This is a genomic window from Prevotella sp. P4-51, from assembly GCF_002251455.1.
Lineage (GTDB): Bacteria > Bacteroidota > Bacteroidia > Bacteroidales > Bacteroidaceae > Prevotella.
On record NZ_NPJM01000059.1, the window covers coordinates 1 to 25705 of the forward strand.

Annotated in this window: 20 protein-coding genes, 2 tRNA genes and 1 other RNA gene; 6 read left to right on the forward strand and 17 right to left on the reverse strand. The window is 53.8% G+C overall.

The features are described from left to right. Together CIK94_RS09340 and CIK94_RS09345 are read right to left on the reverse strand one after the other, a co-directional pair. On the reverse strand, nt 1-386 hold a 386-nt coding region (locus CIK94_RS09340; protein WP_144008366.1), incomplete at its 3' end, for a hypothetical protein. Nucleotides 387-538: 152 nt separating this feature from the next. After that, nucleotides 539-626: transfer RNA gene (locus tag CIK94_RS09345), tRNA-Ser, on the reverse strand. Nucleotides 627-777: 151 nt separating this feature from the next. On the opposite strand from CIK94_RS09345, the gene CIK94_RS09350 reads away from it, so the two are divergent. From CIK94_RS09350 to CIK94_RS09360, 3 genes are all read left to right on the forward strand, one after another. Next, nucleotides 778-3351 carry an endonuclease MutS2 gene (locus CIK94_RS09350; protein ID WP_094422803.1) on the forward strand — a complete coding sequence of 858 codons (2574 nt, stop codon included), beginning with the start codon at nt 778-780 and terminating at the stop codon, nt 3349-3351. A 128-nt stretch (nt 3352-3479) separates the two neighbouring features. Continuing rightward, an RNA gene (ffs, locus tag CIK94_RS09355) (signal recognition particle sRNA small type) lies at nt 3480-3578 on the forward strand. Between the two features lies 1 nt (nt 3579). Next, a tRNA-Thr gene (locus tag CIK94_RS09360) sits at nt 3580-3653 on the forward strand. Between the two features lie 131 nt (nt 3654-3784). Here the strand turns inward: CIK94_RS09360 and CIK94_RS09365 are convergent. The 14 genes from CIK94_RS09365 to CIK94_RS09430 all read right to left on the reverse strand — a co-directional run bounded on the left by CIK94_RS09365 (nt 3785) and on the right by CIK94_RS09430 (nt 20422). Further along, nucleotides 3785-4285 (reverse strand): very short patch repair endonuclease, encoded by a 501-nt coding sequence (locus tag CIK94_RS09365; RefSeq protein WP_094422805.1) that lies wholly within the window; start codon nt 4283-4285, stop codon nt 3785-3787. Between the two features lie 64 nt (nt 4286-4349). Beyond that, on the reverse strand, nt 4350-4763 hold the full coding sequence (locus CIK94_RS09370) for a (deoxy)nucleoside triphosphate pyrophosphohydrolase (RefSeq protein WP_094422963.1): 414 nt from the start codon (nt 4761-4763) through the stop codon (nt 4350-4352). Nucleotides 4764-4771: 8 nt separating this feature from the next. Beyond that, nucleotides 4772-7939, reverse strand: a complete 3168-nt coding sequence (locus tag CIK94_RS09375) for a DUF3427 domain-containing protein (RefSeq protein ID WP_158216555.1) — start codon at nt 7937-7939, stop codon at nt 4772-4774. A 425-nt stretch (nt 7940-8364) separates the two neighbouring features. Further along, nucleotides 8365-8730: a hypothetical protein gene (locus CIK94_RS09380; RefSeq protein WP_094422809.1), complete on the reverse strand. Its 366-nt coding sequence runs from the start codon at nt 8728-8730 to the stop codon at nt 8365-8367. Further along, nucleotides 8714-9640, reverse strand: coding sequence for a LysR substrate-binding domain-containing protein (locus tag CIK94_RS09385; protein WP_094422811.1), 927 nt, complete (start codon nt 9638-9640; stop codon nt 8714-8716). The genes CIK94_RS09380 and CIK94_RS09385 overlap by 17 nt, the downstream gene beginning before the upstream one ends. Before the next feature lie 4 nt (nt 9641-9644). Then, nucleotides 9645-12107: an FAD-dependent oxidoreductase gene (locus tag CIK94_RS09390; RefSeq protein ID WP_094422813.1), complete on the reverse strand. Its 2463-nt coding sequence runs from the start codon at nt 12105-12107 to the stop codon at nt 9645-9647. Between the two features lie 27 nt (nt 12108-12134). After that, complete coding sequence (trxA, locus tag CIK94_RS09395) at nt 12135-12431, reverse strand: thioredoxin (RefSeq protein WP_022311533.1); 297 nt, start codon at nt 12429-12431, stop codon at nt 12135-12137. A 210-nt stretch (nt 12432-12641) separates the two neighbouring features. Further along, complete coding sequence (locus CIK94_RS09400; protein ID WP_094422815.1) at nt 12642-13688, reverse strand: 4Fe-4S binding protein; 1047 nt, start codon at nt 13686-13688, stop codon at nt 12642-12644. 66 nt (nt 13689-13754) lie between these two features. Next, nucleotides 13755-14252 carry a hypothetical protein gene (locus CIK94_RS09405; RefSeq protein WP_094422817.1) on the reverse strand — a complete coding sequence of 166 codons (498 nt, stop codon included), beginning with the start codon at nt 14250-14252 and terminating at the stop codon, nt 13755-13757. Nucleotides 14253-14289: 37 nt separating this feature from the next. After that, a complete protein-coding gene (locus CIK94_RS09410; RefSeq protein ID WP_094422819.1) occupies nt 14290-16314 on the reverse strand; it encodes a YgiQ family radical SAM protein in 2025 nt (674 codons plus the stop codon). A gap of 11 nt (nt 16315-16325) precedes the next feature. Further along, nucleotides 16326-16646, reverse strand: a complete 321-nt coding sequence (locus CIK94_RS09415; RefSeq protein ID WP_094385148.1) for a hypothetical protein — start codon at nt 16644-16646, stop codon at nt 16326-16328. Between the two features lie 26 nt (nt 16647-16672). Beyond that, entirely contained in the window at nt 16673-19558 is a 2886-nt protein-coding gene (locus tag CIK94_RS09420; protein WP_094388016.1) for a fibronectin type III domain-containing protein, read from the reverse strand. Between the two features lie 26 nt (nt 19559-19584). After that, a complete protein-coding gene (locus CIK94_RS09425; RefSeq protein WP_022311539.1) occupies nt 19585-20142 on the reverse strand; it encodes a 1-acyl-sn-glycerol-3-phosphate acyltransferase in 558 nt (185 codons plus the stop codon). A gap of 7 nt (nt 20143-20149) precedes the next feature. After that, nucleotides 20150-20422, reverse strand: a complete 273-nt coding sequence (locus tag CIK94_RS09430; RefSeq protein WP_022311540.1) for a hypothetical protein — start codon at nt 20420-20422, stop codon at nt 20150-20152. Nucleotides 20423-20711: 289 nt separating this feature from the next. On the opposite strand from CIK94_RS09430, the gene CIK94_RS09435 reads away from it, so the two are divergent. Then, on the forward strand, nt 20712-22358 hold the full coding sequence (locus CIK94_RS09435) for a diphosphate--fructose-6-phosphate 1-phosphotransferase (protein WP_094422821.1): 1647 nt from the start codon (nt 20712-20714) through the stop codon (nt 22356-22358). A gap of 77 nt (nt 22359-22435) precedes the next feature. Then, nucleotides 22436-23308, forward strand: a complete 873-nt coding sequence (locus CIK94_RS09440; RefSeq protein WP_094422823.1) for a glycoside hydrolase family 25 protein — start codon at nt 22436-22438, stop codon at nt 23306-23308. Between the two features lie 462 nt (nt 23309-23770). Here the strand turns inward: CIK94_RS09440 and prmA are convergent, their stop codons facing one another. Then, nucleotides 23771-24628 carry a 50S ribosomal protein L11 methyltransferase gene (gene prmA, locus CIK94_RS09445; protein ID WP_094422825.1) on the reverse strand — a complete coding sequence of 286 codons (858 nt, stop codon included), beginning with the start codon at nt 24626-24628 and terminating at the stop codon, nt 23771-23773. A gap of 162 nt (nt 24629-24790) precedes the next feature. On the opposite strand from prmA, the gene CIK94_RS09450 reads away from it, so the two are divergent. Further along, nucleotides 24791-25702 (forward strand): hypothetical protein, encoded by a 912-nt coding sequence (locus CIK94_RS09450; protein ID WP_094385140.1) that lies wholly within the window; start codon nt 24791-24793, stop codon nt 25700-25702. The last annotated feature ends 3 nt before the right edge of the window (nt 25703-25705 follow it).

Consider the following 25705-nt stretch of genomic DNA (forward strand, 5'->3'; position numbering starts at 1 on the left):
TTGTTTATATTTTCTACGCTAATACCGACCTTTCCGTCATAAAATTTATTTCTGCTTCTAAAATTTCGAATAGAAGTATCTATAGAAACAGCAGTATTCAATATTTCAAATATTTCATCTGCTAATTCCACATTATTATCACACAAGTCTTCAATTATTTCTCTAAAGTCAGGTTTGTGCTCTCCATGTTTTTCATATCTTGTCTTGAAAGCCTTTGCCCTAACAATCGATGAAATATTTCTCAACCTATCAGAAAACATGTAATAGTTAGGTGCAGCTGTGGCCCCCCAATTTTCAAAAATGGCGTTATATATCTCTTGGCCTTTATATTCAAAAATGGGGTAATATGGAAGTATATACTTCTTTAATTCATTAAATATATTCATACTTTTGACCCTTATCGAATTTTTAAGATTTTTCCAGCATCACGCCTAAAGATGTTCGTCCGACATGTTTTCTAAAATCGTCCGTAATTCGTCCGATGTATATAAAGAAAAATCAGCATAACGAGTTGTAAAACAACAAGTTACGCTGACTTTGGCGGAGAGAGAGGGATTCGAACCCCCGGTACCTCTCGGTACGGCGGTTTTCAAGACCGCTGTAATCGACCACTCTACCATCTCTCCAATGCTTTCATCATTGCTGGCAGGTCGATGTGCCTTAAAAGCGAGTGCAAAGGTATTAAGTTTTTTTGGTTCCGCCAAACTTTTGCAGGTTTTTTTTCAAATTATTTCCGTTTTCCTTATCCTTATGCAGGAAAAGTGGTAACTTTGCGGTATGATTTACCCTGATAATTTCGAATTTAAGATAGGTTTTCATGAGATTCGCGACATGCTTCGTTCGCGTTGTCTCTCACCATTGGGCATCGTGCGCATCGACAACATGGCGTTTATGACCGATGCAGACGCCATCAATGCTTCTATGGAGCAGATTAGAGAGATGAAACGTATACGTTCGGGCGAAGAGGATTTCCCTCTAAATGCATTTTTCGATATTCGCGAAAGCATGAAGCGGCTCCGCATGACGGGCACATTCCTCGAAGAGACTGAGCTCTTTGAGCTGATGCGCACCCTTGCCACGATGAATGACGTCGTGGCTTTTCTCAAGCGCTATACCGACGACGAACATACCGCCTTCATCTTCCCCGCCCTTGCGGCACTCACCGAGGGCGTGATACCCATGCCCCAGATAGTGAAGGACATCGACCGCATATTAGACAAATTCGGACATATCAAGGACAACGCCTCTCCCAAATTAGCTGAAATCCGTCACGAACTGGCCCGAACCAAGGGTTCCATCTCGCGCATACTGGGAGGAATACTCCGCTCGGCACAGAGCGAAGGACTTGTAGACAAGGACGTGGCCCCCACCCTACGCGACGGCCGACTGGTATTGCCCGTGGCGCCAGGACTGAAGCGCAAGATAGGTGGTATCGTACACGACGAGTCGGCAAGCGGACGCACCGTGTATGTGGAGCCTGCCGAGGTGGTAGAGGCCAACAACCATATACGCGAGCTCGAGAGCGACGAGCGACATGAGATTATCCGCATACTCAAGCAGATGGCCGACGACATACGCCCCCATACCGAGGAGATACTGTTCTCCCAGGACTTTCTGGCCGACATCGACTTCGTACACGCCAAGGCTTCTCTCTCCGAGAGTATGCAGTGCGCCGAACCTCAGGTGACTGCCACCCCTATCATCGACTGGACCCGAGCCCGCCACCCCTTGCTCGAGCAGCGCCTCAAGCAGAACTCTGCCACTCCCTCCGCGCTCGTACCTCTTAATATAGAGCTCACCACCGACAACCGCATACTCATCATATCGGGTCCCAATGCCGGCGGAAAGTCCGTCTGCCTCAAGACCACCGGGCTCTTGCAGTATATGGTGCAGTGTGGTCTGGGCATCCCCGTAGACGAACGCTCGCGCGTGGGTATGTTCAAGGACATCATGATAGACATCGGCGATGAGCAGAGTCTCGAGAACGACCTGTCCACCTACTCCTCCCACCTGCTCAATATGAAGAACATGCTGAAGCAGGCCAATCCATCCACACTGATACTCATCGACGAGTTTGGCACCGGAACCGAGCCCAACATCGGCGGAGCCATAGCCGAGAGTGTACTGGGGCAATTTCTTGCCCACGGAGCCTGGGGCGTAATCACCACGCACTACCAGAACCTCAAGCACTTCGCCGACGAGCACGAGGGCGTGGCCAACGGCGCCATGCTCTACGACCGCCACGAGATGAAGCCTCTGTTCCAACTCTCCATAGGTCGCCCCGGCAGCTCGTTTGCCATCGAGATTGCGCGCAAGATAGGACTCCCCGAAGAGGTGATACGCCAAGCCAGCGACATCGTGGGCTCCGACTACATCCAGAGCGACAAATATCTGCAGGACATCGTTCGCGACAAGCGTTACTGGGAAAACAAGCGCACCAATATCCATCAGCGCGAGAAGGAACTGGAGCGCCAGATAGAACGCTATGAACATGATATCGAGCAGATTGGTGTACAGCGCAAGGAGATACTGCGCCGAGCCAAGCAGGAGGCTGAAGAAATATTGAGCGAGAGCAACCGACGTATCGAAAACACCATACGCGAGATACGTGAGAGCCAGGCTGAACGCGAAAACACCAAGCGCATCCGCGAGGAACTGGAGCAGTTCAAGCAGGAGGTAAGCGACCTCGACACCCAAGCCAACGACGAGATGATAGCCCGCAAGATGGCACAGATTCAACAGCGCAAGGAGCGACGCCAGCAGCACAAGGAGCAGCGCGCCAACGAACAGCAGCAACAGCAGAAGCGCCAGGAGCAAGCCCGGCAGCAGGCCCAAGCCAGCCAGCAGCCACTGGCAGCCGGCGACAGCGTGTGCATCAAGGGTGCATCGTCGGTGGGCACCATCGAGCGCATCGACGGCAAGATGGCCAGCGTCATCTTTGGCGACATGCGCACTCGTATGCGGGTTGACAGACTGCAGCGTGCCAACGCCACACAGAGCGCCGCCACCACCGAAGCTCCCAAGACCCATGCCGACGAACGTATGGAGAACCTGCGCAGCTACAACATCTCCCACCTCACCCAGCAGACCATCGACAGTCACCGCCAGAACTTCCACCAGGACCTCGATGTGCGGGGTATGCGTGGCGACGAAGCGCTCAATGCCGTGCAGCATTTCATCGACGATGCCATCCTCATGGGTATGCAGCGCGTGCGCATCCTCCATGGCAAGGGCAACGGCATCCTGCGCCAGCTCATCCGTCAGTACCTCGGAGCCATCCCCAATGTCACCCACTATGCCGACGAGCATGTGCAGTTTGGCGGAGCCGGCATCACCGTAGTCGATTTCTGACCGACATTTGGCTGCCAAGAGCGTACCTCCGAGCCCCATAAAGCATGGCTTTTTAGTTAAAATAGAAAAAAATGTACCATTTCATGCTTGATTTAGCACGAAAAGTAGTACCTTTGCATCCGCAAAATGGGCAAGTCTCTTACGGCCAGCTCCCTGTGAATCCCCCAGGATGGGAACATAGCAAGGGTAATAGGTTGTAGCGGCGCGATAAGAATCGCTTGCCCACCCGCCTCTTTAGCTCAGTTGGCCAGAGCACGTGATTTGTAATCTCGGGGTCGTTGGTTCGAATCCGACAAGAGGCTCAAGACAGGGAACACAAACCCACTTCGACCGAGAAGTCCACGCCATGGGCTTCTCGGTTTTTTCGTTTATGCGCACGGAGCTTATCGCCGCGCCGCCGTTCGGGGCCAATATCGCCTGCGCCACTATCTTCCTATTCAGGCTCGCCATCTTCGGCCACCATGCCCGGAGCCTCCTCATCCAATTCATACTTCCTTACGCTGTGGTCGTTGAGCCATATCCTGTTGAGAGTAAACGCCAGCGACTCCAGTGTCTGTTCTCTCACCGCTGGCTTCAACTGACACTCCCACACGGTGATACAATGCCATCCCATCGAGGCGAGACGGCGCTGCTCTTCTATGTCGCGGGTGCGGTTGCGCGCTATCTTCGCCTTCCAGAATTCGGTATTGCTCTTGGGTACCACATAATAGCGACAGCCCTCATGACCATGCCAGAAGCAGCCGTTGACAAAGATGACCGAGCGATACTTGCGCAGCACGATGTCGGGGTGTCCGGGCAGCCACGGATGATTGAGCCTGTAGCGGAAGCCACGGCCCAAGAGGAATTTCCGCACCACCATTTCTGGTTTGGTGCCCTTTCCTCGTATCTGTGCCATACAGTGATGGCGCTGCTCCTTTGTCAGTTTGTCTGCCATTGCCCCTGATTCACTTTCCCACTCTTTTACATGCTCTTGCCGCCAAGTTCGCTTTCTGAGTATCTCATCTTGTCTCGCCCTCCACAGCCCTCGCTTTCAGCCGTTCTATCACCAGTTCGTCGGCGGGCAACCACCTCATCGAGTCGAGTTCACCCAGCCCGAGCCACTTTGCCCCCTCGTGCTCCAGCAGCGTCAACTCACCACTCATCACTGTGCAGAGATAGCTGTGCATGGTCAGATGAAACTTCGGGTAATCATATTCGACCGTTGTGAGCCGTTCGCCGACGCTTATCCTCGTTGCCAGTTCCTCCCTAATTTCTCTACACAGAGCCACTTCAGGCGTCTCGCCCGGCTCCATCTTCCCGCCGGGAAACTCCCACCAGTCTTTCCATTCACCATAACCACGCTGCGTGGCAAAGATCCTGTCGCCATCACAGATAATGGCTGCCACCACCTCAATATATTTTCTCTTATCCATACGCTGCATTATCCTATAGCTTTATATTGACTCGCAAAGGCGTAAGTCGATTCAGACATAGGCGTGGCGAGATGCCACACTATCTGCATGGGTTTAGAACCCTCGATGCTCTCCATTGTGACCTGACCAAGATAGGTAAATCCCATTCTGCAACCATAATCCGGATGTTCCACCTGTTGCCTTACAAACAGGAGCATGTTATTCTCGCCATTACGGTATGCCTCTGCCTCGCGACTCCCCTCACGCACACGATTCTGGGTTTCCCAATGGAAAAACTCACGGTTTTGGGCATAATCTTTATATGCAGTCAGAGAACCCTCTTCGCGCTTTTTGATAATATCCACATACATCGCCTCGAGTTTTATATCTTTCAGGCGCTCCATGCCTTCCCGCGAAGGCGACTTGCGGTCTATCGTTGATAGTCCGAGTGCCGCCTGTATCTGCGCTTTAGTGTATACCCCATGCAGATGCAGTGGATTCCATTCGTTATACACTGAATTGTCAACTTTTTCCGGTGCAGAGCATCTGTCACGCAGATAAGAGACGACCTCCTTGAATTCCTGAACAAACAGTTTATCGGAAGCCAGGTCGTCAAACATTGTACAGATACCGTCATAATTACCCGCCTTGTCATACAAGTCATAGTAGAGCATCACGGCGCAACGCTTTTCCTGTTCAGAGAATTGCTCTGTATTACATTTGAATCCACAATCGGCAAAGCGCAACAGCTGAGTGAAGTATGAGAACGAATCTGTAGCAAGCCATTTCTTGGTCACGGCATACTTAATCTGTCCTGCGTGCACAGACACCGATTCCTGCACACCCGCCAATTGGCACAATTCGCCCCACGTCAGGGCTCCATACACCTTATGAAATGGCACATGGCTATAAGCCAGAAAGCCCTTGAGCGAGAAGTTACCCTTGCAGGTCTTGTGGTAGGCCAATATTTCCTTGACGACACGACTGCGGTTCAGACTGCGCAAGTAGCCATCAATATTAGCGATGATTTCCTCTTTGGCCTTTTCTTCCAGAATAATCTTGCAACCTATAGGAGCATTGGAGAATCCACCTTCAATCTCATCCTTTATATTCCGCGAGCGCCGGCCGATCAGGGCCTCAAAGCGCTCTTTATAACTGAACTCGGCACGCGAATGACCCACAAAGTCAAGGACCGTAAGATGGTCCTTGCCACTATGCAGACGAAGCCCGCGACCAAACTGCTGGATAAATACGGTAGCACTCTCGGTAGGACGCAGAAAGAGGATGGTGTCAATCTCAGGTATATCGACGCCCTCATTGAAGAGGTCAACCACAAAGAGGTAATTGATGCGACCTTGTTGAAGTTGCTTCCTCACAAGTTTGCGATGATAGTCATTGTCATCACTTGTAAGCACATTCGTTTTCAATCCTGCCAACGTAAACTTGGCATTCATGAACTTGGCATGGTTCTTATCCACACAGAAACATAGCGCCCGCACCTTGTTCAAGCGGCTGTTCCCGATATACTGCTGCATTTTCTTCAAGATAAGACCGGTGCGATAATCGTTCTGCGTATAAATGCGTGAAAGTTCGGCAACATCATAACCATGTCCACTCCATTTCACCTCCGAGAGGTCTACATTGTCAGGAATTCCATAATAATAGAAAGGTGCGAGCAGACCTGCATTGAGAGCGGCAGGCAGACGAATTTCCGCCGAGATGTGACCATCAAAGTATATGGTGATATCTTCCTGGTCGTTGGTTCGTTCGGGGGTCGCAGTCAAGCCAAGTAATATCTTGGGAGTGAAGTTGGTCATCAATTTGACGTATGTCGGTGCTATAATATGGTGCACCTCGTCGACGACCATATAGTCATAATAGTCTTTTGTGAGTTGCAGACTGTCCAAACGATTACGCAAGGTGTCCTTGCTCGCAAAGACATGCTGGTAGCTGGACGGTTCGTTGTTGCCATCCCACACACTGCCGAAGTTGGGATCTTCGAGCACAACGCGGAAAGTCTGCATAGCCTGTCGCAGTATCTCCTGCCGATGAGCGAGGAAAAGGAAATGACAATCGGGATGCTCCGCACGATAGCGTTTGAAGTCGAAGGCTGCTATCACCGTCTTTCCTGTACCCGTAGCAGCCACCACGAGATTGCGGTAATGCCCATGTACATGGCGTTCGACATCCAGTTTCTCCAGAATTTCCTGCTGATAGTCCTTCGCGCGCATCAGGTCAAGAGCCGAGAAGTCGAGCAAAGGAGCATCCCAGTCAGCCCCTAAGGCTCTTTTCAGTCTTTCGTCGCTTACACCAGGTACGAAATCTTCAAATGTATCATCACGCCAATAACTTTCAAATGAACTGCGCACCTCTTCTACTACCTGAGGCAACTCAAACTGGGTGGCTTTGAAGTTCCATTCTTTACCGTCTTTCAAGGCGTAATGAGAGAGATTGCTCGAACCTATATAGGCAGTATGAAAGCCAGAATTCCGGAGGAATATATAAGACTTGGCATGAAGGCGGTCCTGCGTTCCATCATACGAAATCTTTATCTCGGTGTTACGCAGAGTGGCCAAACGGGCTATGGCATCGTAATCTGTAGCGCCCGTATATGTCGTCGTGATGATACGCAGCCGTTTCCCTGCACTGGTGAACTTCCTCAGACTGTTCCAAAGCAGGTTTAGACCACTTGTCTTGATAAAGGAAACCACCCAACATATCTCATCGGCACAGAGAATTTCGCGATTCAACTCACTCTCCATATCTACACGACCTCTGCCACCACCGAAGAAGAGGGCGCTACGGCTTATAGAAGTAATAGGCGTAATGGCCTTGAGATGCTTCTCGATATCAGGATATTCGCAGTTAGTCCGGTCTACGACGGCTGTAAGTATATTCTTCTGAGCATCAATCAGGTCAAGTTCGGAGTCATCTACATTGAACTCTCTACCCAAGGTTTTGATAACCGAATTGACGAAGTCGGTATATCTGTCCGTCCCAAGGTCTTCGGGGCATCCTATAAACGCGATTTCAATAAGGTGCTGCAAATACTTGCTGAGTATATTGACAGCATCATCTTTGCCTATCGGCTTCTTGCCAATATAGAAACGGTGGGAATCTACCTCGTTCAGTTTCTGCTGAAAGAGGCGATTGATAATCTGGTCATAGACTCCAGTCGGGATATTCGTGTGTGGCATAGTTGTATGATAAAGATGATAGTGGCGTGATATGTATCGTGCGTCATTAGCCTTTGTAGCTTGGTGGCGCACCTTGGGGTATTGTGCTTCAAAGTTATAGCCTTTTTTGATAAAAAACGAAGAAGTGGGATGAAAAATGTAGTTTGGTGCATTATACCTATGACTGCAAAATGTCATTTCGACCATTAGGCGACCATCGTGTGCCGCTCGAGACTGAGGGACAAAGTGGAGGGAATGACGGGGAATATCGCGAAGATGACAATAAAGGGGAAATCGGGGGTTGATTTAATCGTTTCGCGGCGTGATATGGTTATTTCGCGGTTTTAATTTTCTATTTCAGAGTTTGAAGTCTACTTGTAGAGACACTCGGAGAAGATGGAGGAAATGACGGCAGACACCACTGCCACGTCCTCTTCAACAGCAGTTCAGCCGTCTACAACAGCCGCCCTACCCACTACATCATCCGCCTTGCACACTACAACATCCGCCTTGCCCACTACAACACTCGTCCTACCCACTACATCATTCGCCTTGCCCACTACAACATTCGTCCCGCCCTCGTCTACCTCAACCCGCCCCACATCTACATCAGTCCTCCCCTCGTCCGTATCTGCCCTACCCTCGTCCACATCCGCCCAACACTCGCCAGCCATCACCCCGCCCCTGTACGCGACGCCCATAAACGGGAACGCCGCAAGGGTGGTCTGCCGATTGGTGTCGGTCAGAGCCTCCCTTGCGGCGCGCTGAAAGACGGGATGGATGGTGGCGGAGAGCCTACAACTTGATGCCATACTTGACGATACCCTCGCCGAGCATGCCTGGGGGCATAAACTGCTTGAGAGCATCGGTCACGGTGTTGAGCATGCGCTGCCTGATGTAGTCGGCCCTGATGTAGAGTGACACGCGGCGCTGCGAGAGATGGTCGCCATCGATGGGCCGCACGTTCTGGCGCTGCTTGTCGCTGAGCATGGGCAAGTGCATCTCGGGCACGATGGTGAACCCGCCGTTCTCGTCGACGATATGCACCAGCGTGTCTATGCTGCCAGCCTCGTAGATGTGGTTGCCCTTGGTGCGGGCTTTACAGAACGAGAACGCACTGTCGCGGAGACACTGCGCATCGCGCATCACCCACATGTTCTCGTGCTCCAGATTGGACGGCTTGAAAACGGGCAGCTTGCGCCAGCAGCTCTCTGCCAGATAGACATAGAACCGCTCGGTGTAGAGGGGTATCTCGAGCACTTCATCGCGCACGTTGCCCGAGATGGCGATGCCGGCGTCGAGCTGACCGTGCAGCAGGGCGTCGACCATGTGGTCGGCCTTGAGTTCCTGGATAGACAGCTGGACCGAGGGAAACATCTCGCGATAATGGCGGATAAACCGGGGCAGGATGTAGGGCGCTATGGTGGGGCCCACGGCGAGGGCAAACTCTCCGCCTATGCGTCCCTTGTCCTCAGCCACTATCTCGGCAATGCGGTCTATCTCTGCCAGAGCGTTCTCTGCCTGGCGCACGATCTTCTCTCCTGCCGCCGTGGGCACCACGCTGCGATTGGTGCGCTCAAAGATGCGCGTGTCAAGCTCTTCCTCCAACTTCTGCAGCATGGCGCTGAGCGTGGGCTGAGAGACATGGCACGACTCAGCCGCCTTCGCAAAGTTGCGAAAGCGGTTGACGGCGATAATGTATCTTAACTGTTGCAAGTTCATAGGCTCAGATAAACAGATTGACATTGGCACGGTCGGCGCGCTCCATATAGGTGGCCACTCCGCCCACGGTGACATGGTCGAGCAGCTCTTCGCGCTTCACGCCCATCACATCCATCGTCATCTGGCAGGCTATGAACTCCACGCCGTTGTCGATGGCCTGCTGCCGCAGCGACTCGAGCGAGTCTACGCCCTTGCGGGTCATGATGTGGCGCATCATTCTGGCGCCGATGCCCATCATGTTCATCTTGGAGAGGGCGAGACGGGTGGAGTCGGAAGGCAGCATCCAACTGAACATACGCCCGAAGAGGTCTTTGCTGACCTTGGGTTTGTGCGCCTTCTTGATGGCGTTGAGCCCCCAGAAGGTGAAGAAGATGCTCACCTTCTGGCCCGTGGCTGCAGCTCCATTGGCGAGGACAAAGGTGGCCAGCGTCTTGTCGAGGTCGTCGCTGAAGAGGATGAGGGTCTTGCCCTGACCGGTGGGCAGAGAGCGGGCTGACTCTACGGCGCAGGCGGTAGACTTCTCTATCAGCGCGGTATAGACTCCGCCCTCGGCACGTCGGCCCAGGAAGCGGTGGCCCGTGGTGTGGCACCATGCCTCGGCATCGCGTGGGAACGCCGCATCGGTGGCCGTCACCTCGAGTCTGTCGCCGGGGGCGAGGGTGTCGATAGCCTGCTTGAGGCGGAGGATGGGGCCGGGGCACTGGATGCCGCAGGCGTCGATGCGCACCACCGCCTTCTCGGCAGAGGCTGTCTCGGTGGACGATGCGCTATCTCCGGCGGCAGCGAAACCCACGGGAGGGACTATACGGGCGGTGGCGGCACGATAGGTCTTGAGTCCGCCTATCAGATTGCGCACCTCGGCGTAGCCATTGTCCTTGAGTATGTTGGACGCGAGATACCCGCGCAGCCCTATGCCGCAGAAGAGCCACACCGGACGGCCGGTTGGGATTTCGTCCATACGCTCTCTGAGGTCGTCGAGCGGTATATTGACGGCGCCGTCGATGGTGCCCAGCGCATACTCGTCGGGCGTACGCACATCGACGAGGGTCACGCCCGTGAGGTCGGCATCGCGCAACTCGCGCCAGTAGAGTGGCGACATCTTGCCACTGAGTATATTGCCAGCCACATAGCCCGTGATGGCCACGGGGTCTTTGGCCGACGAGAAGGGCGGCGCGTAGGCGTGTTCCAGACGGGTAAGGTCGGCGACGATGGCTCCCTGCTTGATGGCGAGGGCATACTGGTCTATGCGCTTGTCGACGCCGTCGTAGCCCACTATCTGCGCGCCATAGAGCTTGCCGTCGGTGGGCGAGAAGGTAATCTTGATGTCCATCTGCAGACTGCCGGGATAGTAGCCGGCATGGGCACCGATGTGGATGGTGGCAGAGAGGTAAGGGATGTCCATCATCTTGAGCCGCTTTGCAGGCAGTCCGGTCGATGCTACGGTCAGGTCAAACACCTTGGCTATCGAGGTGCCTATGGAGCCTTCATACTTCACCTTGTTGCCCATCACCATATTGTCGGCCACGATGCGCGCCTGTCGGTTGGCGGGTCCGGCGAGGAAGTTGAGCCAGGGCTTGCCCGTGAGGGGATGGGGAAACTCGATGGCGTCGCCCACGGCATAGACATCGGGGACCGAGGTCTGCAGATAGTCATCGACCCAGATGCCACGCATCTCGCCCAGGCGTATGCCGGCAGCCTGGGCCAGTCGGGTCTCGGCTCTCACGCCGATGCTGAGCAGCACCATGTCGGCCTGGAGGCTGACGCCCGACTTGAAGTGTACGGTGAGCGAGCCGTCGTGGCGCGAAAAGGCGTCGACAGCCTGCTCCAGATAGAGTTGCACGCCCTGCTGCTGCAGATGCTCGTGGACGAGCGACGCCATCGAATAGTCGATGGGCGCCATCACCTGGTTGGCCATCTCGACCACCGCCACCTGGGCTCCGGCGTGCATGAGGTTTTCGGCCATCTCGAGTCCTATGAACCCTCCACCCACGATGACGGCACGCTTCACATCGTGGTCGGTCATATAGGACTTGATGCGGTCGGTGTCGGCCACATTGCGCAGCGTGAAGATGCCCTCGCTATCGATGCCCGGCAGCGGCGGCACCACTGGCGAGGCACCGGGAGAAAGCAGGAGCTTGTCGTAAGACTCGACATACTGGCTGCCGTCGGCGGTGCGCACGGTCACCTGGCGGCTGGAGGGGTCGATGGCGATGACTTCGCTCAGTGTGCGCACATCTATATTGAACCTGCGGCCGAACGACTCGGGCGTCTGCACAAACAGACGGTCACGGTCGGCGATGACACCGCCTATGTAATAAGGCAGTCCACAGTTGGCATAAGAGATATAGGCTCCTTTCTCGATGAGGATAATCTCTGCTTTCTCGGTCAGGCGACGTATACGCGCGGCGGCGGTGGCTCCTCCGGCCACACCACCTATTATAATATATCTCGGGGTTTGGGTCGTCATAGCGGTAAGGGTTGGCGGGTGAATAGTCTATTGATACTTGGCGATGGTGGCTTTGAGGTCGGCGAGCGACATGGCTCCGCTCTGTCTCCACTTCATCTCTCCGCTCTGGAAGAGCATCAGCGTGGGTACCGACTGGATGCGCATCTGCATGGCGGTAGACTCGTTCTTGTCGATGTCGACCTTGATGACGCGGATGCTGTCGCCGAGTTCCTTCTTGAGTTGTTCCAACACTGGGTGCATCATCTTGCATGGTCCGCACCAGGTAGCGTAGAAGTCAACCAGCGTGAGCTGGCTGCCCTTGATAATGTCTGTTAAGTTCTCCATATCTTTATTGTTATTCGTTATTGTCAGATGGTGCAAAGATAGATATATAATTATAGGCAAACAAATGAATTTATCTATATTGTCATAGACAACAACTATAATGCTAACAATAATGATTGTAGAATGGGTGGGGAAACGCGTGGGGCTGGACAAAAAAAATCCACACCCAGCTCGACGCGTCGTGACGGTACAAGCTGGGTGTGGAGCGGCCTACTTCTGCTTGAGTAGTGTACCCGTGGGGCACATGAAGCGGCAATAGGGACGGGGCACGAAGACGGAGGTGAGCAGGATGACTACTGCAAAGACTATCACCACGACTCCGGCCGAACTGAGGACAAAGGCGGTGAATGGCTCATAGTCCATCCACTCGAAGCCTACGCCCAGGAGCATAAGGAGCATAAGCACGCTCCACAGGACGACCTTGAAGAGGGTCAGGCGATGGGCTGCCTTCTTGCTGAGGGTGAGCTTGCGGGCTGGGACCTTGAATGCCAGTTCCTGCGCGGCACCGAGAGGACACAGGTGGGTGCAGTAATAGGCTCGGCGTCCGAAGAGGGGATAGACAAAGGCTGCCACCACAAGGAGCATCGGAACGACGAGCGACCAGGAGGTGAGTCCGTTGGACATGAGGTTGACCAGCATCGTGTAGCTTACAAATGTTCCTGTCCAGAGTCCCAACACTACGATGTCGAGCACCATCTGGACGAGCCTCATCTTCTTGTTGCGTACCACGAGGGGCACCGTCATTCCGAGGACGATAACCAGGAGCGCCACAATGGTCTTGAGCGACCACGACAGGGCGCCGTCGGCTGCGGAAGCATTGTGGGCGGAGGCATAGGCCACACCTCTGCGCACATTGGAGATAAGCGACTGAGACGAGAAGGTGGCTCCGCTCACGCCATCGACTTTGGCTGACAGCGCCTCATTGACGGTCTTGCCCTTATAGGCATCGAGCAGACCGACTGCCTCGCCAAAGAAGTCGGGGCTCTCGACATTGGGCAAGGCGACAATCTTCACCACCACATTGTCCAGGACATAGATGTCGAGCGGCGTGGTTCCGGCATAGCCCTGCACATCCTGGGCGAGCATGGCGGTATGCACCACCAGCGTGTCGCCCGCCATAGTGAGCGTATCAGTAGGGGCTGTGGTTGCCTTGTTTTCTAACTCATACCCCAAGAGCCGATGGTCGCGTCGTACGGACACCACGGCTATCACCGCCATACAGGCGATGAAGGTCAAAATGCGACGTAGTATTTTCATTTTACTTGTTATTTTTACAACGATAATGCGCAGCCCGCCAGGGGTCATCTCGGGCAGCGTATGGGTTTACGGGGTGGCCGCCAACTGATACGCCAGCCGCTCATCGCCCATCTCGGTATGGATGATACCACAGTAGATGAAGGCGTATTTGGCTATGAGATGGCGCATGATATGGTTATCGCGGTGGGTATCAATGCGGAGGTCGGTCTGCGCTGCCTGGCAGTGACGCATCACGGCATCGAAGATGCCATGGACATGAGGTCTGCCGGCGATGCGATGAATGACGTGATAAGGGGCGTCATTGAGCCACGCGCCGTGATAGATGTGGCGATAGGTGGGGTCAGGGCCAGGACGGAAGACAAAGTAGCCCACGGCGTCGCCATTATCTCCAGTGACGAGCCAGGCATCGCCACGGGCAATGTCTTGACAGATAACGTCACGGGAGGGATAACCGTTGACCCACTGATGGGTATTGCCACTCTCCTGCATGATGGCACATGCCCCGTGGATGATGAGCATGATGGCATCGGTATCTGCAGGAGTGGCAGGTCTTATTTGCAACATATTTATTATGGTAAACGTATGAGCCGCGACCACACCATCAGGAGTCGCGACGATGGTTCCTACGCCCGTCGGCAGGTCTGTTCTTCCTGCTGCCGTTAGGACGCTGGCCGGAATGGTTGAAGTTGGGATTGAACGATGCTTTCTCGTTCGGTTTCTTCTTCCTGGACTTCTGGGGATAATCCGGGCGACTTCCGATGGCCTTGTCGTCATAGACGGCATGACGGTTGGCGAAACCCGTACCGCTGTACAACTTGCCGATGAGGTCTGCACGCCCAATGCGACGCAGTTCGCGCTCAATATTGGCACGTTCGTCTTTTTTATACCAAAAGAAGAACTGGCGCTGGGCAAGTTTCTCACGCTGGGTACGGGCGCAGAAGACTGGCTCAAGCGTATATGGATCGTAGCCAGTATACCATGCTTCGGTGCTGACTGTCATGGGAGTTGGCGTGAAGTCCTGCACCTGCTCTAAGTGGAAGTCGAGGTCTTTGGTGATGACGGCAAGCTCAGCCATATCTTCTTCCTGGCAACCTGGATGACTGCTTATGAAGTAAGGGATTATCTGTTGCTTCAGATTTTCTTCCTTGTTGATGCGGTCAAAGATACGTTTGAACTCATAGAAGAGCTGGAACGACGGCTTGCGCATCTGATAGAGCACCTTGTCGGAAGTGTGCTCGGGCGCGACCTTGAGTCTACCGCTCACATGGCGACAGATGAGCTCACGGGTATAATCGCGGGCAGCCTTGTCAGACTTCTCGTCGCCCGAGCGGTGCAGCAGCAGGTCGTAGCGCACACCGCTGCCGATGAAGCTCTTCTTGATACCGGGCAGTGCATCGACCGCATGGTAGATGTCGAGCAACTTGGAATGGTCGGTATTCAGATTGGGGCAGATACGAGGATGGATGCACGACGGACGCTTGCACTTGGCACAGGCGTTTTGGTTTTTGCCATGCATGCCATACATGTTGGCCGACGGGCCGCCGAGGTCTGAGAGATAGCCCTTGAACCCTGGCATCTCCATGACCTGCTTTACCTCACGCAGAATGCTCTCCTTGCTACGACAGGTGATAAACTTGCCCTGATGGGCAGAGATGGTACAGAAGGCGCAACCACCGAAACAACCACGGTGGATGTTGACAGAAAACTTAATCATCTCGTAGGCAGGAATAACCTTATCCTTATACTTGGGATGAGGCAGTCGGGTGTAGGGCAAGTCAAACGAAGCGTCGAGTTCTTCGGTCGTCATCGGCGGGGAAGGCGGATTGACGACAGCGCAGGTATTGCCTACCGCCTGTATAAGCCGCTGGGCGTGCATCTTGTTTGACTCTTCCTCGATATGGCGGAAGTTCTCAGCCTGAGCCTTCTTGTTCTGCAGACACTCTTCATGACTGTGGAGCACGATATCGTCGTCGCCTACCCCACCGGGGATATCGCCCTCACGACAGAGATAGACGGTCTGGGGGATGGAGCGCAACTGGTCAAACGGGGTACCACCTTCGAGCTGGCGGCATATCTCCACAATAGGACGCTCGCCCATGCCATAGACGATAAGGTCGGCGCCCGAGTCGCAGAGGATGCATCGGCGCAGACTGTCTTGCCAGTAGTCATAGTGGGTGAGGCGTCGCAGCGAAGCCTCAATGCCACCCAGCACCACGGGTACATCGGGATAGAGCTGTTTGAGTATCTTGGTATACACTATCGAGGGATAGTCGGGGCGCATACCATGACGCCCGCCGGGAGTATAGGCATCGTCGCTACGCAGGCGACGGTTTGCCGTATAGCGGTTGACCATAGAGTCCATGGCACCGGGCGAGATGGCGAAGAAGAGACGCGGACGACCCAGCTTCTTGAAATCACGGTAATCACCATGCCAGTCGGGCTGGGGAACGAGGGCCACGCGATAGCCCTGCGACTCGAGCACACGACCGATGACAGCAGCGCCAAACGAGGGGTGGTCGACGTAGGCATCACCCGAGAAAAGGATTACGTCCAACTCATCCCAACCACGCAGCTCACATTCCTTCTTGGTAGTTGGGAGAAAATCAGTAAGTCGGTATTCTTTCAATGCGGCTTGTTTTAGGATTCAGTTTCTGTTTGCTGGTCTTGCTTGCTGACCCAGTCGATATAGAGCAGAGTGAGCTGGTGCAGACCGAAAGCCTTCATATTGTTATGGTATATCACATCAAGACACAGGTCGAGCAGCGCCTTGTCCTTGCCGGCCTCAGATTCGAGCAGGGCACGCAAGGTGAACTTGAGTTTGTCGAGCACGGTTTCGTCGATGATACCCGTACTGTCGATGAGGTTCTTGAGCAGCGCATATTTACGGATGGTCTGCAGATGCTCTTCGCTCACTTCTATACTTCTTGTTCCCGTGGGGTTTGCTTGAATTTTATACATCATAATAAGGAGTCTTATAGGGTTGATTATTGTTTCTGTAGGAATTGCATTATCCCCTGCATCAGCAGGTTTCGCGTGGCTGGCAACTGTATGCACTCGAAGGGGAAGCCCATGACAAACGACTTGTAGGCCGCCCCATCGTAAGCCACAGCAGCCGAGGTGCCGTCGGCATACTGCATAGCGCAGTAGGCCTGACCTTGGGGGTGGAGTATTTCGACATGGGTGGCAGCGTAGTGATGACGGTTGAGACGGCGACCGATGTCAAACGTCATACCCAGTCCGTTGATGGCAGGCTGGGCTGTGACGCTGTCGGCGGGATGATACTCCAACTGCAGTACCGATGACAAGAACTGCTGTTCACCATCGTTCTGCATATCCGAGCCTATGTACGAGCCGCTCACAAGCAGCCGCCCTCCCTGTTGGGCATAGGCTCTGAACATCTCTTGCCATGCCGGGGTGAATGTCTTGTAGTACTGCACAGCATAGGGGGTATAGCGCTGCATGCCGAGGATAAGGTCTACACAGGAGTAGTCGGCGAGCGCCACCTTGCGGCCGTCGATGGAAGCACGGTCACAACTCACCACATTATATTTATGCCCCGAGGCTATCGCCGAGGTATGGGTAGCGACATAGGAGAAATCATTGCCTGCCACGAAGAGGCCAGCCATCTCTTCGCCGCCATATCCCAGTCCGGTGGGACTCTCGACACCCATACGGTTCACGTTGAAGCAGGTCTGCCGTCCGTTCCACGCCGTGAGTCCATAAGAGACACCAGGGTCGGCATCGAGATCAAAGCCCTGTCTGCGGCCGTCGTCGACGACCTGGGGTGCCGACAGGCGGTCAAAGCCGTTGACTACGAGCACTGTCTTGGCTTCTGCCGACTTGTAGAGGGCCGACACGATGGGCGAAGCAAAGCTCTCACCGCCGTCGTTGATAGCTGTCACCTTGAAGTCGTATTGGGTACCAGGTTGGGGCGTCATGGTGTAGGTGGTGCTGCTTACCACCGTGCCATTGTCAAACCCTCCCCCACCGCTGCGGGTATATACCACATAGGCAGAGGGCATCGCCGTGCTCTCCCGTGGGTCTGTCTGCGCCTCCCATGTCAGCGTGATTTTTCCCTGCCGGTCTATCGATGTGCGCAGGCTCCTTGGCGCCAGAGGCTGTACGGTATAGCGTGTGCCGTGCTGGGCGGCAGTATATTTCAGTATGGCCTTGTATATCGAGCGGGCAAGGGTAAACTTGAAATTGGGGTCCTGGGCGTAAGCCATATCAGGGAAGTTCTGGTGGGAGAGCGTCTCGAGTATGGCCGAGGGTATCTCGGGATTGCGGGTTTCAGAGTAGTTGCGGTCCCAGAGATAGCGCACCACCCAGCGTCCGTATTTGGCTTTGAGGTCGGCAGAGATACCGTCAAGCAGATTTTTGGCAAAGGTATTCGACACACTGCGGGGTATACCGGCATTGAGCACTCCCTCGTTGTTGCCTGTGGTGCAGATAGCCAGCGACCCCACGAGGTCTTTGCCGTTGTAGCTGTAGCCGGCATCACTGTGCACGGCGAGCGACAGTTCTATCGGCACATTCTTGCCCACCTTGTAGGGCATATACACCGAGCCTCCAGCCAGCCAGTTGGTGGTAAGCGGACGCACGTTGATGTCGTCGGCATAGTCGTCGGCACCGTCCTTGGTGCTATAGATGGCATAGGGCACTCCCGACCACTGGGCACAATAGCGGGCAGCCTCCATAGCGCGAGGCATGCCGCTCGTGGTGCCGTTGCGTTCGATGTTACCCATACCGCCGCCAAAGCGCACGGCATCGGCAGTGACCACACCCTTGCGCAAAGCATGGTTGGTCACGACCACACGGTTGTACTCGTTACAGCCTTTGTCAAAATCGAAGGTACCCAGATAGACCCATGTGCCGCCACCCATCTGCTGGTTGACGCGGAAACGTGTCTCCTGCCCCTTATGACAGACGATATACTCGGCATCGTCCACGCTCTTCTCTACCGTCTGGTAGCTCACATAGACTGCATATCTTCCCGCCTCGGGGATGTCGGGCGTATAGGATATGATGCTTATCTTAGACTTGCTCTTCGTGGTTTTCACCTGTCGGGCTGTACCCTGGATGAAGGGATTTTCGTGGTCGGAGTAGAGGCCGTCATGGAAACTGAACCCCGGTTTCTCCGTGTCCTTCCACTGACGGCTGCCCGTGCCCACCTCTTCATATTTGGCTCCCAGCGACGAGCGGTTGTTGTCGACGATTACCTCATTGGGCTGCCAGTCGCGCTCTCGGGGAGTAAACACGTTGGCGCCCGCATTCTCAAGCATTGGTATGAGATAGGGCACCACGATGGTGGGAGTAAACAGGTCTTCGGTCGTAGCAAAGAGACTGGGTCTCTGCCAGCGCCACCGCCCCATCTTCTGGTCGTAGAAACGGCCATGGCTGGCATAGACCGTGAGATGACGGTTGCCCAGACCGCGGCTGATGTCAAAGGGACGCGACACATTGCGCACCCAGGCATTGCCCTTATAATCGATATTGCCCCACGCTCTGACAATAGAGTTGGGGTCTGCCATATCACCATCCACCATCAGGTCGATGGTAACGCCATTGACGGCTATACGTATCTTATATGTATCGTAAGGTGAGGGAAGAATACGGCTCACCTTACGATAGATTTTGGAGACCATCTTGGCCGTAAAATCCTGTGCCGCAAAGGCATCGTTGGCGGTGATGGTCACTATGCGCTGGCGGTTGTCTATCCTGTAGCTCTTCATGCGCGCCTGGGCATATCCTGTGGCAGCATCGAACTTATAGTTGAGGAAATAGTCCTTCAACCGACGCTCGGTGGCAGCGTCCAGCAAATTGTCCTGTGCATATACACTGACGGCGCAGCATAACGCCAGCGCCACCATGACCAACCATCTGTGAAAGTTAACTGTCAATCTATCTCTCCTATACTAAACTGTTCTGGTTTCTTGCCTTTTACATCCTTGAAATATAGCTTTATCTCACGCATATCAGCGTCTATATCTCCCGAGGGCATGATGCTGCGCGTACAGCGTATCTCTTTATGCTCGAAATCGAGCGCATATAGCAGTATGGGAATACCTGCCTTGAGGGCAATATAGTAGAAGCCCTTCTTCCAGTCGGGGTTGAGCGAGCGCGTACCTTCGGGAGTGATGCAGAGGCAGAAGTCTTTGCGCCCCTTCGCAGCCTGCGCCAGCGTATCGGTCATGCTCGTATTGCGGTCGCGATATACGGGTATGCCGCCCAAGCGTCTGAACAGCGGACCCAGAGGCCAGAAGAACCACTCTTTCTTCATCAGAAAGTTGGTCGTACGACGCTCTGCCAGACCGAAGAGCTGACCGATGACAAAATCCCAGTTACTGGTGTGGGGAGCCAGACATATAATATATTTGGAGGGATGTTCGACAGTAATTATTGTCTTCCATCCCATCCTTTTATACAGTATCCAGCGTGCTAATTGCTGTAACATTGTCTCCTTATTGTAGCGCGTTGAGCTGGTCGACTATCTCAGCCACTTGCTTGTTGAACTCATCAATGATAAACTTGTAGTACTTCTTCGGTTTGATGCCCGGTTCAGGGAAAGACACACGACGAGTGAAGTCAGAATGTATCTCCAGAATAGACGCGAAGATAGGGTCAATCACTTCCTTGTTTTTCTCAGGGCCGTAAAGAGAAGCTGCTACTCCTTCGGCGAAAAGAGCTGTGCATACATTGTGTATCGCACGCTTTAAGTCTCGTTTGCTACTCATTGTTGTTGTAATATTTGAGCCAAAGATAATGCAAATCGCAAAGAAAACAAAATATTCGGTCACTTTTTTTCATTTTTCTGTCTTTATCGCCACCATTGCCGTCGTTGAGCCAGATTAAGAAAAAGACAGCCCGAGGTCATTTTCTTGCTCTTTTGCTTTAATATCTAATGGAAAATGAGTAACTTTGCAACGATTTTTGAGGACGCCATTCTTTTTGGCATTATCATAAGGACAACCGGGCGCCTCACAGAAATTGAATAAGGTAACTATTCTAACAAATAAACGTAAAATGAAAAAAAGTCTTTTGCAGAGAGAACGCGCTGCTTACCAGCCTAAACTGCCAAAAGGTCTTCAGGGTGCCGTTAAGGTACAGGAAGGCGAGCCTACCCAGAGCGTAGGCGATCAGGAAGAAATCAAGAAACTGTTCCCCAACACTTATGGCATGCCCCTCGTGGAGTTTGTTCCCGGCGATGAGGCAATGAGCCAGAAAATCAATGTAGGTGTAATCCTTTCAGGCGGCCAGGCTCCTGGCGGCCACAATGTCATCAGCGGTATCTTCGACGCTGTCAAGAAGCTCAACCCCGAGAACAAGCTCTACGGCTTCCTCATGGGTCCCGGCGGTCTCGTTGACCACAACTACAAGGAGCTGACAGCCGAAATCATCGACGACTACCGCAATACCGGTGGCTTCGACATGATCGGTTCGGGCCGTACCAAGCTGGAGAAGGTAGACCAGTTTGAGAAGGGTCTCGAGATCATCCGCGAGCTCGGCATCAACGCCATCGTAATCATCGGTGGTGACGACTCCAACACCAACGCCTGCGTTCTGGCCGAATACTATGCCGCCAAGAACTACGGTGTACAGGTTATCGGTGCGCCCAAGACCATCGACGGCGACTTGAAGAACGACCAGATTGAGACTTCTTTCGGTTTCGATACCGCTACCAAGACTTACTCAGAGGTTATCGGCAACATTGAGCGTGATGCCAACTCTGCCCGTAAGTACTGGCACTTCATCAAGCTGATGGGACGCTCGGCTTCACACATCGCACTCGAGTGCGCACTGCAGACACAGCCCAATATCTGCCTCATCTCAGAGGAAATAGAGCAGAAGGACATGACCCTCAACCAGATTGTAGAAGGCATCGCCCAGTCTGTAGCCGACCGTGCCGCTGCCGGCAACAACTTCGGTGTTGTCCTCATCCCCGAGGGCCTCATCGAGTTTATCCCCTCTATCGGCCGTCTCATCGACGAGCTCAACGACCTGCTCGCTGCCCACGGTGAAGAGTACAAGAACCTCGAGGCCGATGAGCAGAAGAAGTATATCCTCGCCCATCTCTCTGCCGAGAATGCCGAGACCTTCAAGACACTGCCCGGCGACGTAGCACGCCAGCTCTCACTCGACCGCGACCCCCACGGAAACGTACAGGTATCGCTCATCGAGACCGAGAAGCTCATCTCTGACATGGTAGCCGACAAGTTGGCTGAGTGGAAGAACGAGGGTAAGTTTGTTGGCAAGTTTGCAGCTATCCACCACTTCTTTGGTTATGAAGGACGCTGCGCTGCTCCATCAAACTTCGACGCAGACTATTGCTATGCACTCGGCGTAAGCGCCGTTCAGCTCATTGCCAACGGCAAGACTGGCTATATGGCCATCGTCAAGAACACTACCGCTCCCACCGATGAGTGGAAGGCAGGAGGTGTGCCAATCACCATGATGATGAACATGGAGCGCCGCAACGGCGAGATGAAGCCCGTAATCCGCAAGGCTCTCGTAGAGCTCGACGGTGCGCCCTTCAAGAAGTTCGCCGAGAAGCGCGACGAGTGGGCCAAGGAGACCTGCTATGTCTATCCCGGTCCTATCCAGTACTGGGGTCCCGCTTCAGTTTGCGACCGCACCACACGCACACTGTCGCTCGAACAGCTTGGTAAATAATTAGAATGATATTCATGCACCGGATTGTCCTGAAGCAGCCACTGCGCTGAACCAGGGATATCCGGTGCATTTTTTACATGGATAAGAGAAAGACTACCCGCAACATCACTCCCCCCAAGTCACATCACAGCAAGACCAAGCGTGGTGCAACTCGGCGTGGTGCCCATCGATGGCATCACCGCATGCCGCGTTGGACATTCTGGGTTGGTGGTCTCGTGGTAACCGTTCTCTATTGTTGGGCTTTCTACTACTTCTTCGTCGGTCCTACTGGCTTCAGATGGCGTGCCCTCTATGGCGAGTCCAGATATCCTAAGGGTTTCGAGATACACGGCATCGACATATCCCACTACCAGGGCAACATAGATTGGGACAAACTGCAAGGAGGCATGATTTCAGGCTGCCCGCTGAGATTTGTCATCATCAAGTCGACCGAGGGAGCCAGCCGCATGGACGAAAACTTCAAGAGTAACTTTCACAATGCACTCGAATATGGTTTTATTCGTGGTGCCTACCACTTCTGGAGCAACAAATCGTCGGCCCGCCAGCAGGCTTATTACTTTCTTGAGAAGGTTAAGCTCGAAGAGGGAGACCTTCCACCCGTGCTGGATATAGAGCACGCGCCCAAGGACAAGTCGATAGAGGAGTTCCAGCGCGACATACTCACGTGGCTGCATATCGTGGAAGACCGTTATCATGTCAAGCCCATCCTCTACACCTATTACAAGTTCAAGGAGAAGTATCTCAGCGCTCCTGTCTTTGACGACTATCCTTACTGGATAGCCCACTACTATGTGCCCAAGATAGAATACAAGGGTGCATGGAAATTCTGGCAACACACCGATGCAGGCCGTCTGCCTGGCATCAAGGGTCCCGTAGACTTCAATGTCTACAATGGTTCTTACTATGACCTCAAGAAACTCACAATAGGCAGTCACGAAGATACCTATTGATGGGCGCCATCCCCTATCCGCTTCCGGCACACCACACCGCAGCGCCATCCCCACATCTTTATCATCTACATCTCTGTCGTCCGTGACCGTCATGGCCGCATGCCACTATGTCGGCGCCGTGACCATCACCAGCGGCGTCGAGGGTATCCCCATCAGCGTAGAGGGCACCTTCAGCACATAGGAGGATAAAGCCAACTCTGCCGCGACCATCTTCACGATGATTTCAAAGTTGGAATTTAGAAATTCCAAGTATGAAATGATGGTTGCAAGACTTAAATTACACGTTTCCCACCACGCATTGTGTTTAGAAAGCATCACGGCAGACTTTTGGCGATGCTGCCACGGGCTGACAGTGGTGGCACATATACCGACGACCGCCGCACAGAGACCAGTGGTCATCCGTGCGGCGGTCGTATTATCGGTCACTCTGCTGCCGGAACATCCGGTGCGGAGCATCTTAGTCTACTTGCTGAACATGAGGCACGCCCAGTCGCCATTGCTCTTCTGCGCGGTGAGCGTGAGACCCAAGGTGGCAGCCTTGTCGCAGAGCATGGCGGCATCGGAGGGATAAAATCCGCTCAATATGAGCGCCCCACCCTCCTTCATCACGCCGACAAAGGCGGGCATGTCTGCCAGGAGTATGTTGCGATTGATGTTGGCCAGAACCACATCGAACTTCTCGTTGAGCGTGGCTGTGACCGACGCGTCGCCCAGCTGCACCTGCATATCCACACCATTGAGCTGCGCATTGTGGCGGCTGTTGTCCACACTCCATTCGTCGATGTCGTAGCCCACGCAGTGCGTGGCGCCACACTTGGCGGCGGCTATCGAGAGGATGCCGGTGCCACAGCCGCAGTCGAGCACACTCTTGCCCTCGAGCTGCATATCGAGCAGCGAGGCGATTATCATCTGCGTGGTCTCGTGGGTACCTGTGCCAAAAGCCTGACGCGCATCGATGCCTATCATCACGGCGCCAGCATCGTGCTGGGGCACCTCGCCCTTGGCGTCATAGACCACCACGCGATGGTCGATGTCGATAGGCTCAAAGCCCTGCTCTTCCCACACAGCGTTCCAGTCCTGGTCCTCCACCTTATTAATATTATATACAATGCTTACTCCGTCGAGCGGAAAGGAAGCTATGCCATCGTCAAGCAACTGGCGGTCGAAGAGCTGTTCCTGCACATAACCGTCAACGCCACGCTCGGTGTCTTCAAAGGATTCAAAACCCGCTTCGCCGGCCACATCCATAAGCAGGTCGCGGGCAATCTGCATCATGTCGTCCATGCAAGCAATCTCGAAATGGGCTGCCAAATACTTCATATATATACTCCTATTGATTAAACTTTTATAATTGCGTTACAAATTTATAAATTAATAGGGAAAAACCTACCATCCTTTAGGGTTTTTCCTTAATTTTGCAGTGACAATGGTACTAATTTTGCAGTGTAAGATACTGAATAGCTATTAAAAGTAATAAGAGATATGAAACAATTGTATATTCTTGCAGTGCTTCTCTGTGCTCTACCGCTCTCGGCGATGGCACAGGATGACCTCTATTTCACCCCGAAGAAGAAGGCGCAGGCTTCGGCCGACACCGAGCCCGCATACTATGTGGGCAGCAACCGTGATGTGGATGAATATAACCGTCGTGGCAAATACTGGAGCCATTATCAGAAGTTGGGCAATGACAGTCTGGGCAACGACATCATCCAGTTTCAGCAGGGCAATGGTGTCTATCCCGACTCGGCGTATGTAGACACTACCTTTGTGGCCAAATACCGCAACAACGCTGTCGACGACGACTTTGCCTACAGCCGCCGCATGAGCCGATGGGACGGCTACTACGACCCATGGCTCTACAGCTACCGCTATAGTTATGGATATTCGCCCTACTATTGGCGTTGGGCGTGGTATGACCCATGGTATGGCGACCCGTTCTACGACCCCTGGTATCCCAGATATTATGGCTACTATGGCTGGTACAATCCCTACTACTATGCAGGTTGGGGATGGCCAGGCTACTACCATGGCTGGGGATGGCCGGGCTACTGGGGCGGCGTCTATGTCACCCACAGTGGCAGCCGTGGCGGTTATGCCGGCTACCGCTCTTGGGGGGGGACGCAGCGTCAGGGTTCGGGCCGCAGCATGGCTTACGGACAGAACGGCACGCGCTCGTTTGGCGGTCGCAACAGTCGTACCTACGACAACCGCACCTTCGGCAACCGCAACAACCCTACCCGCCAGGACAACTATAATTTCGGCGGGCGTCCCAGCACGCCCTCGATGCCCTCTGGCTCGTTTGGCGGCGGATTTGGAGGTTCACGCGGTGGCGGATTCGGCGGCGGACACACCGGTGGTGGTGGTGGCGGACGCTTTGGTGGCGGACACCGATAACAC

What these genes read in the sequence shown, in the direction of transcription:
- CIK94_RS09385 (WP_094422811.1), bottom strand. Translation starts at nt 9,640, where the DNA reads ATGAACTTGCAACAGTTAAGATACATTATCGCCGTCAACCGCTTTCGC.
- CIK94_RS09430 (WP_022311540.1), bottom strand. Translation starts at nt 20,422, where the DNA reads ATGAGTAGCAAACGAGACTTAAAGCGTGCGATACACAATGTATGCACA.
- CIK94_RS09400 (WP_094422815.1), bottom strand. Translation starts at nt 13,688, where the DNA reads ATGAAAATACTACGTCGCATTTTGACCTTCATCGCCTGTATGGCGGTG.
- CIK94_RS09435 (WP_094422821.1), top strand. Translation starts at nt 20,712, where the DNA reads ATGAAAAAAAGTCTTTTGCAGAGAGAACGCGCTGCTTACCAGCCTAAA.
- prmA (WP_094422825.1), bottom strand. Translation starts at nt 24,628, where the DNA reads ATGAAGTATTTGGCAGCCCATTTCGAGATTGCTTGCATGGACGACATG.
- CIK94_RS09440 (WP_094422823.1), top strand. Translation starts at nt 22,436, where the DNA reads ATGGATAAGAGAAAGACTACCCGCAACATCACTCCCCCCAAGTCACAT.
- trxA (WP_022311533.1), bottom strand. Translation starts at nt 12,431, where the DNA reads ATGGAGAACTTAACAGACATTATCAAGGGCAGCCAGCTCACGCTGGTT.
- CIK94_RS09375 (WP_158216555.1), bottom strand. Translation starts at nt 7,939, where the DNA reads ATGCCACACACGAATATCCCGACTGGAGTCTATGACCAGATTATCAAT.
- CIK94_RS09370 (WP_094422963.1), bottom strand. Translation starts at nt 4,763, where the DNA reads ATGGATAAGAGAAAATATATTGAGGTGGTGGCAGCCATTATCTGTGAT.
- CIK94_RS09425 (WP_022311539.1), bottom strand. Translation starts at nt 20,142, where the DNA reads ATGTTACAGCAATTAGCACGCTGGATACTGTATAAAAGGATGGGATGG.
- CIK94_RS09405 (WP_094422817.1), bottom strand. Translation starts at nt 14,252, where the DNA reads ATGTTGCAAATAAGACCTGCCACTCCTGCAGATACCGATGCCATCATG.
- CIK94_RS09450 (WP_094385140.1), top strand. Translation starts at nt 24,791, where the DNA reads ATGAAACAATTGTATATTCTTGCAGTGCTTCTCTGTGCTCTACCGCTC.
- CIK94_RS09365 (WP_094422805.1), bottom strand. Translation starts at nt 4,285, where the DNA reads ATGGCAGACAAACTGACAAAGGAGCAGCGCCATCACTGTATGGCACAG.
- CIK94_RS09420 (WP_094388016.1), bottom strand. Translation starts at nt 19,558, where the DNA reads ATGGTGGCGCTGGCGTTATGCTGCGCCGTCAGTGTATATGCACAGGAC.
- CIK94_RS09415 (WP_094385148.1), bottom strand. Translation starts at nt 16,646, where the DNA reads ATGTATAAAATTCAAGCAAACCCCACGGGAACAAGAAGTATAGAAGTG.
- CIK94_RS09390 (WP_094422813.1), bottom strand. Translation starts at nt 12,107, where the DNA reads ATGACGACCCAAACCCCGAGATATATTATAATAGGTGGTGTGGCCGGA.
- CIK94_RS09350 (WP_094422803.1), top strand. Translation starts at nt 778, where the DNA reads ATGATTTACCCTGATAATTTCGAATTTAAGATAGGTTTTCATGAGATT.
- CIK94_RS09380 (WP_094422809.1), bottom strand. Translation starts at nt 8,730, where the DNA reads ATGGCATCAAGTTGTAGGCTCTCCGCCACCATCCATCCCGTCTTTCAG.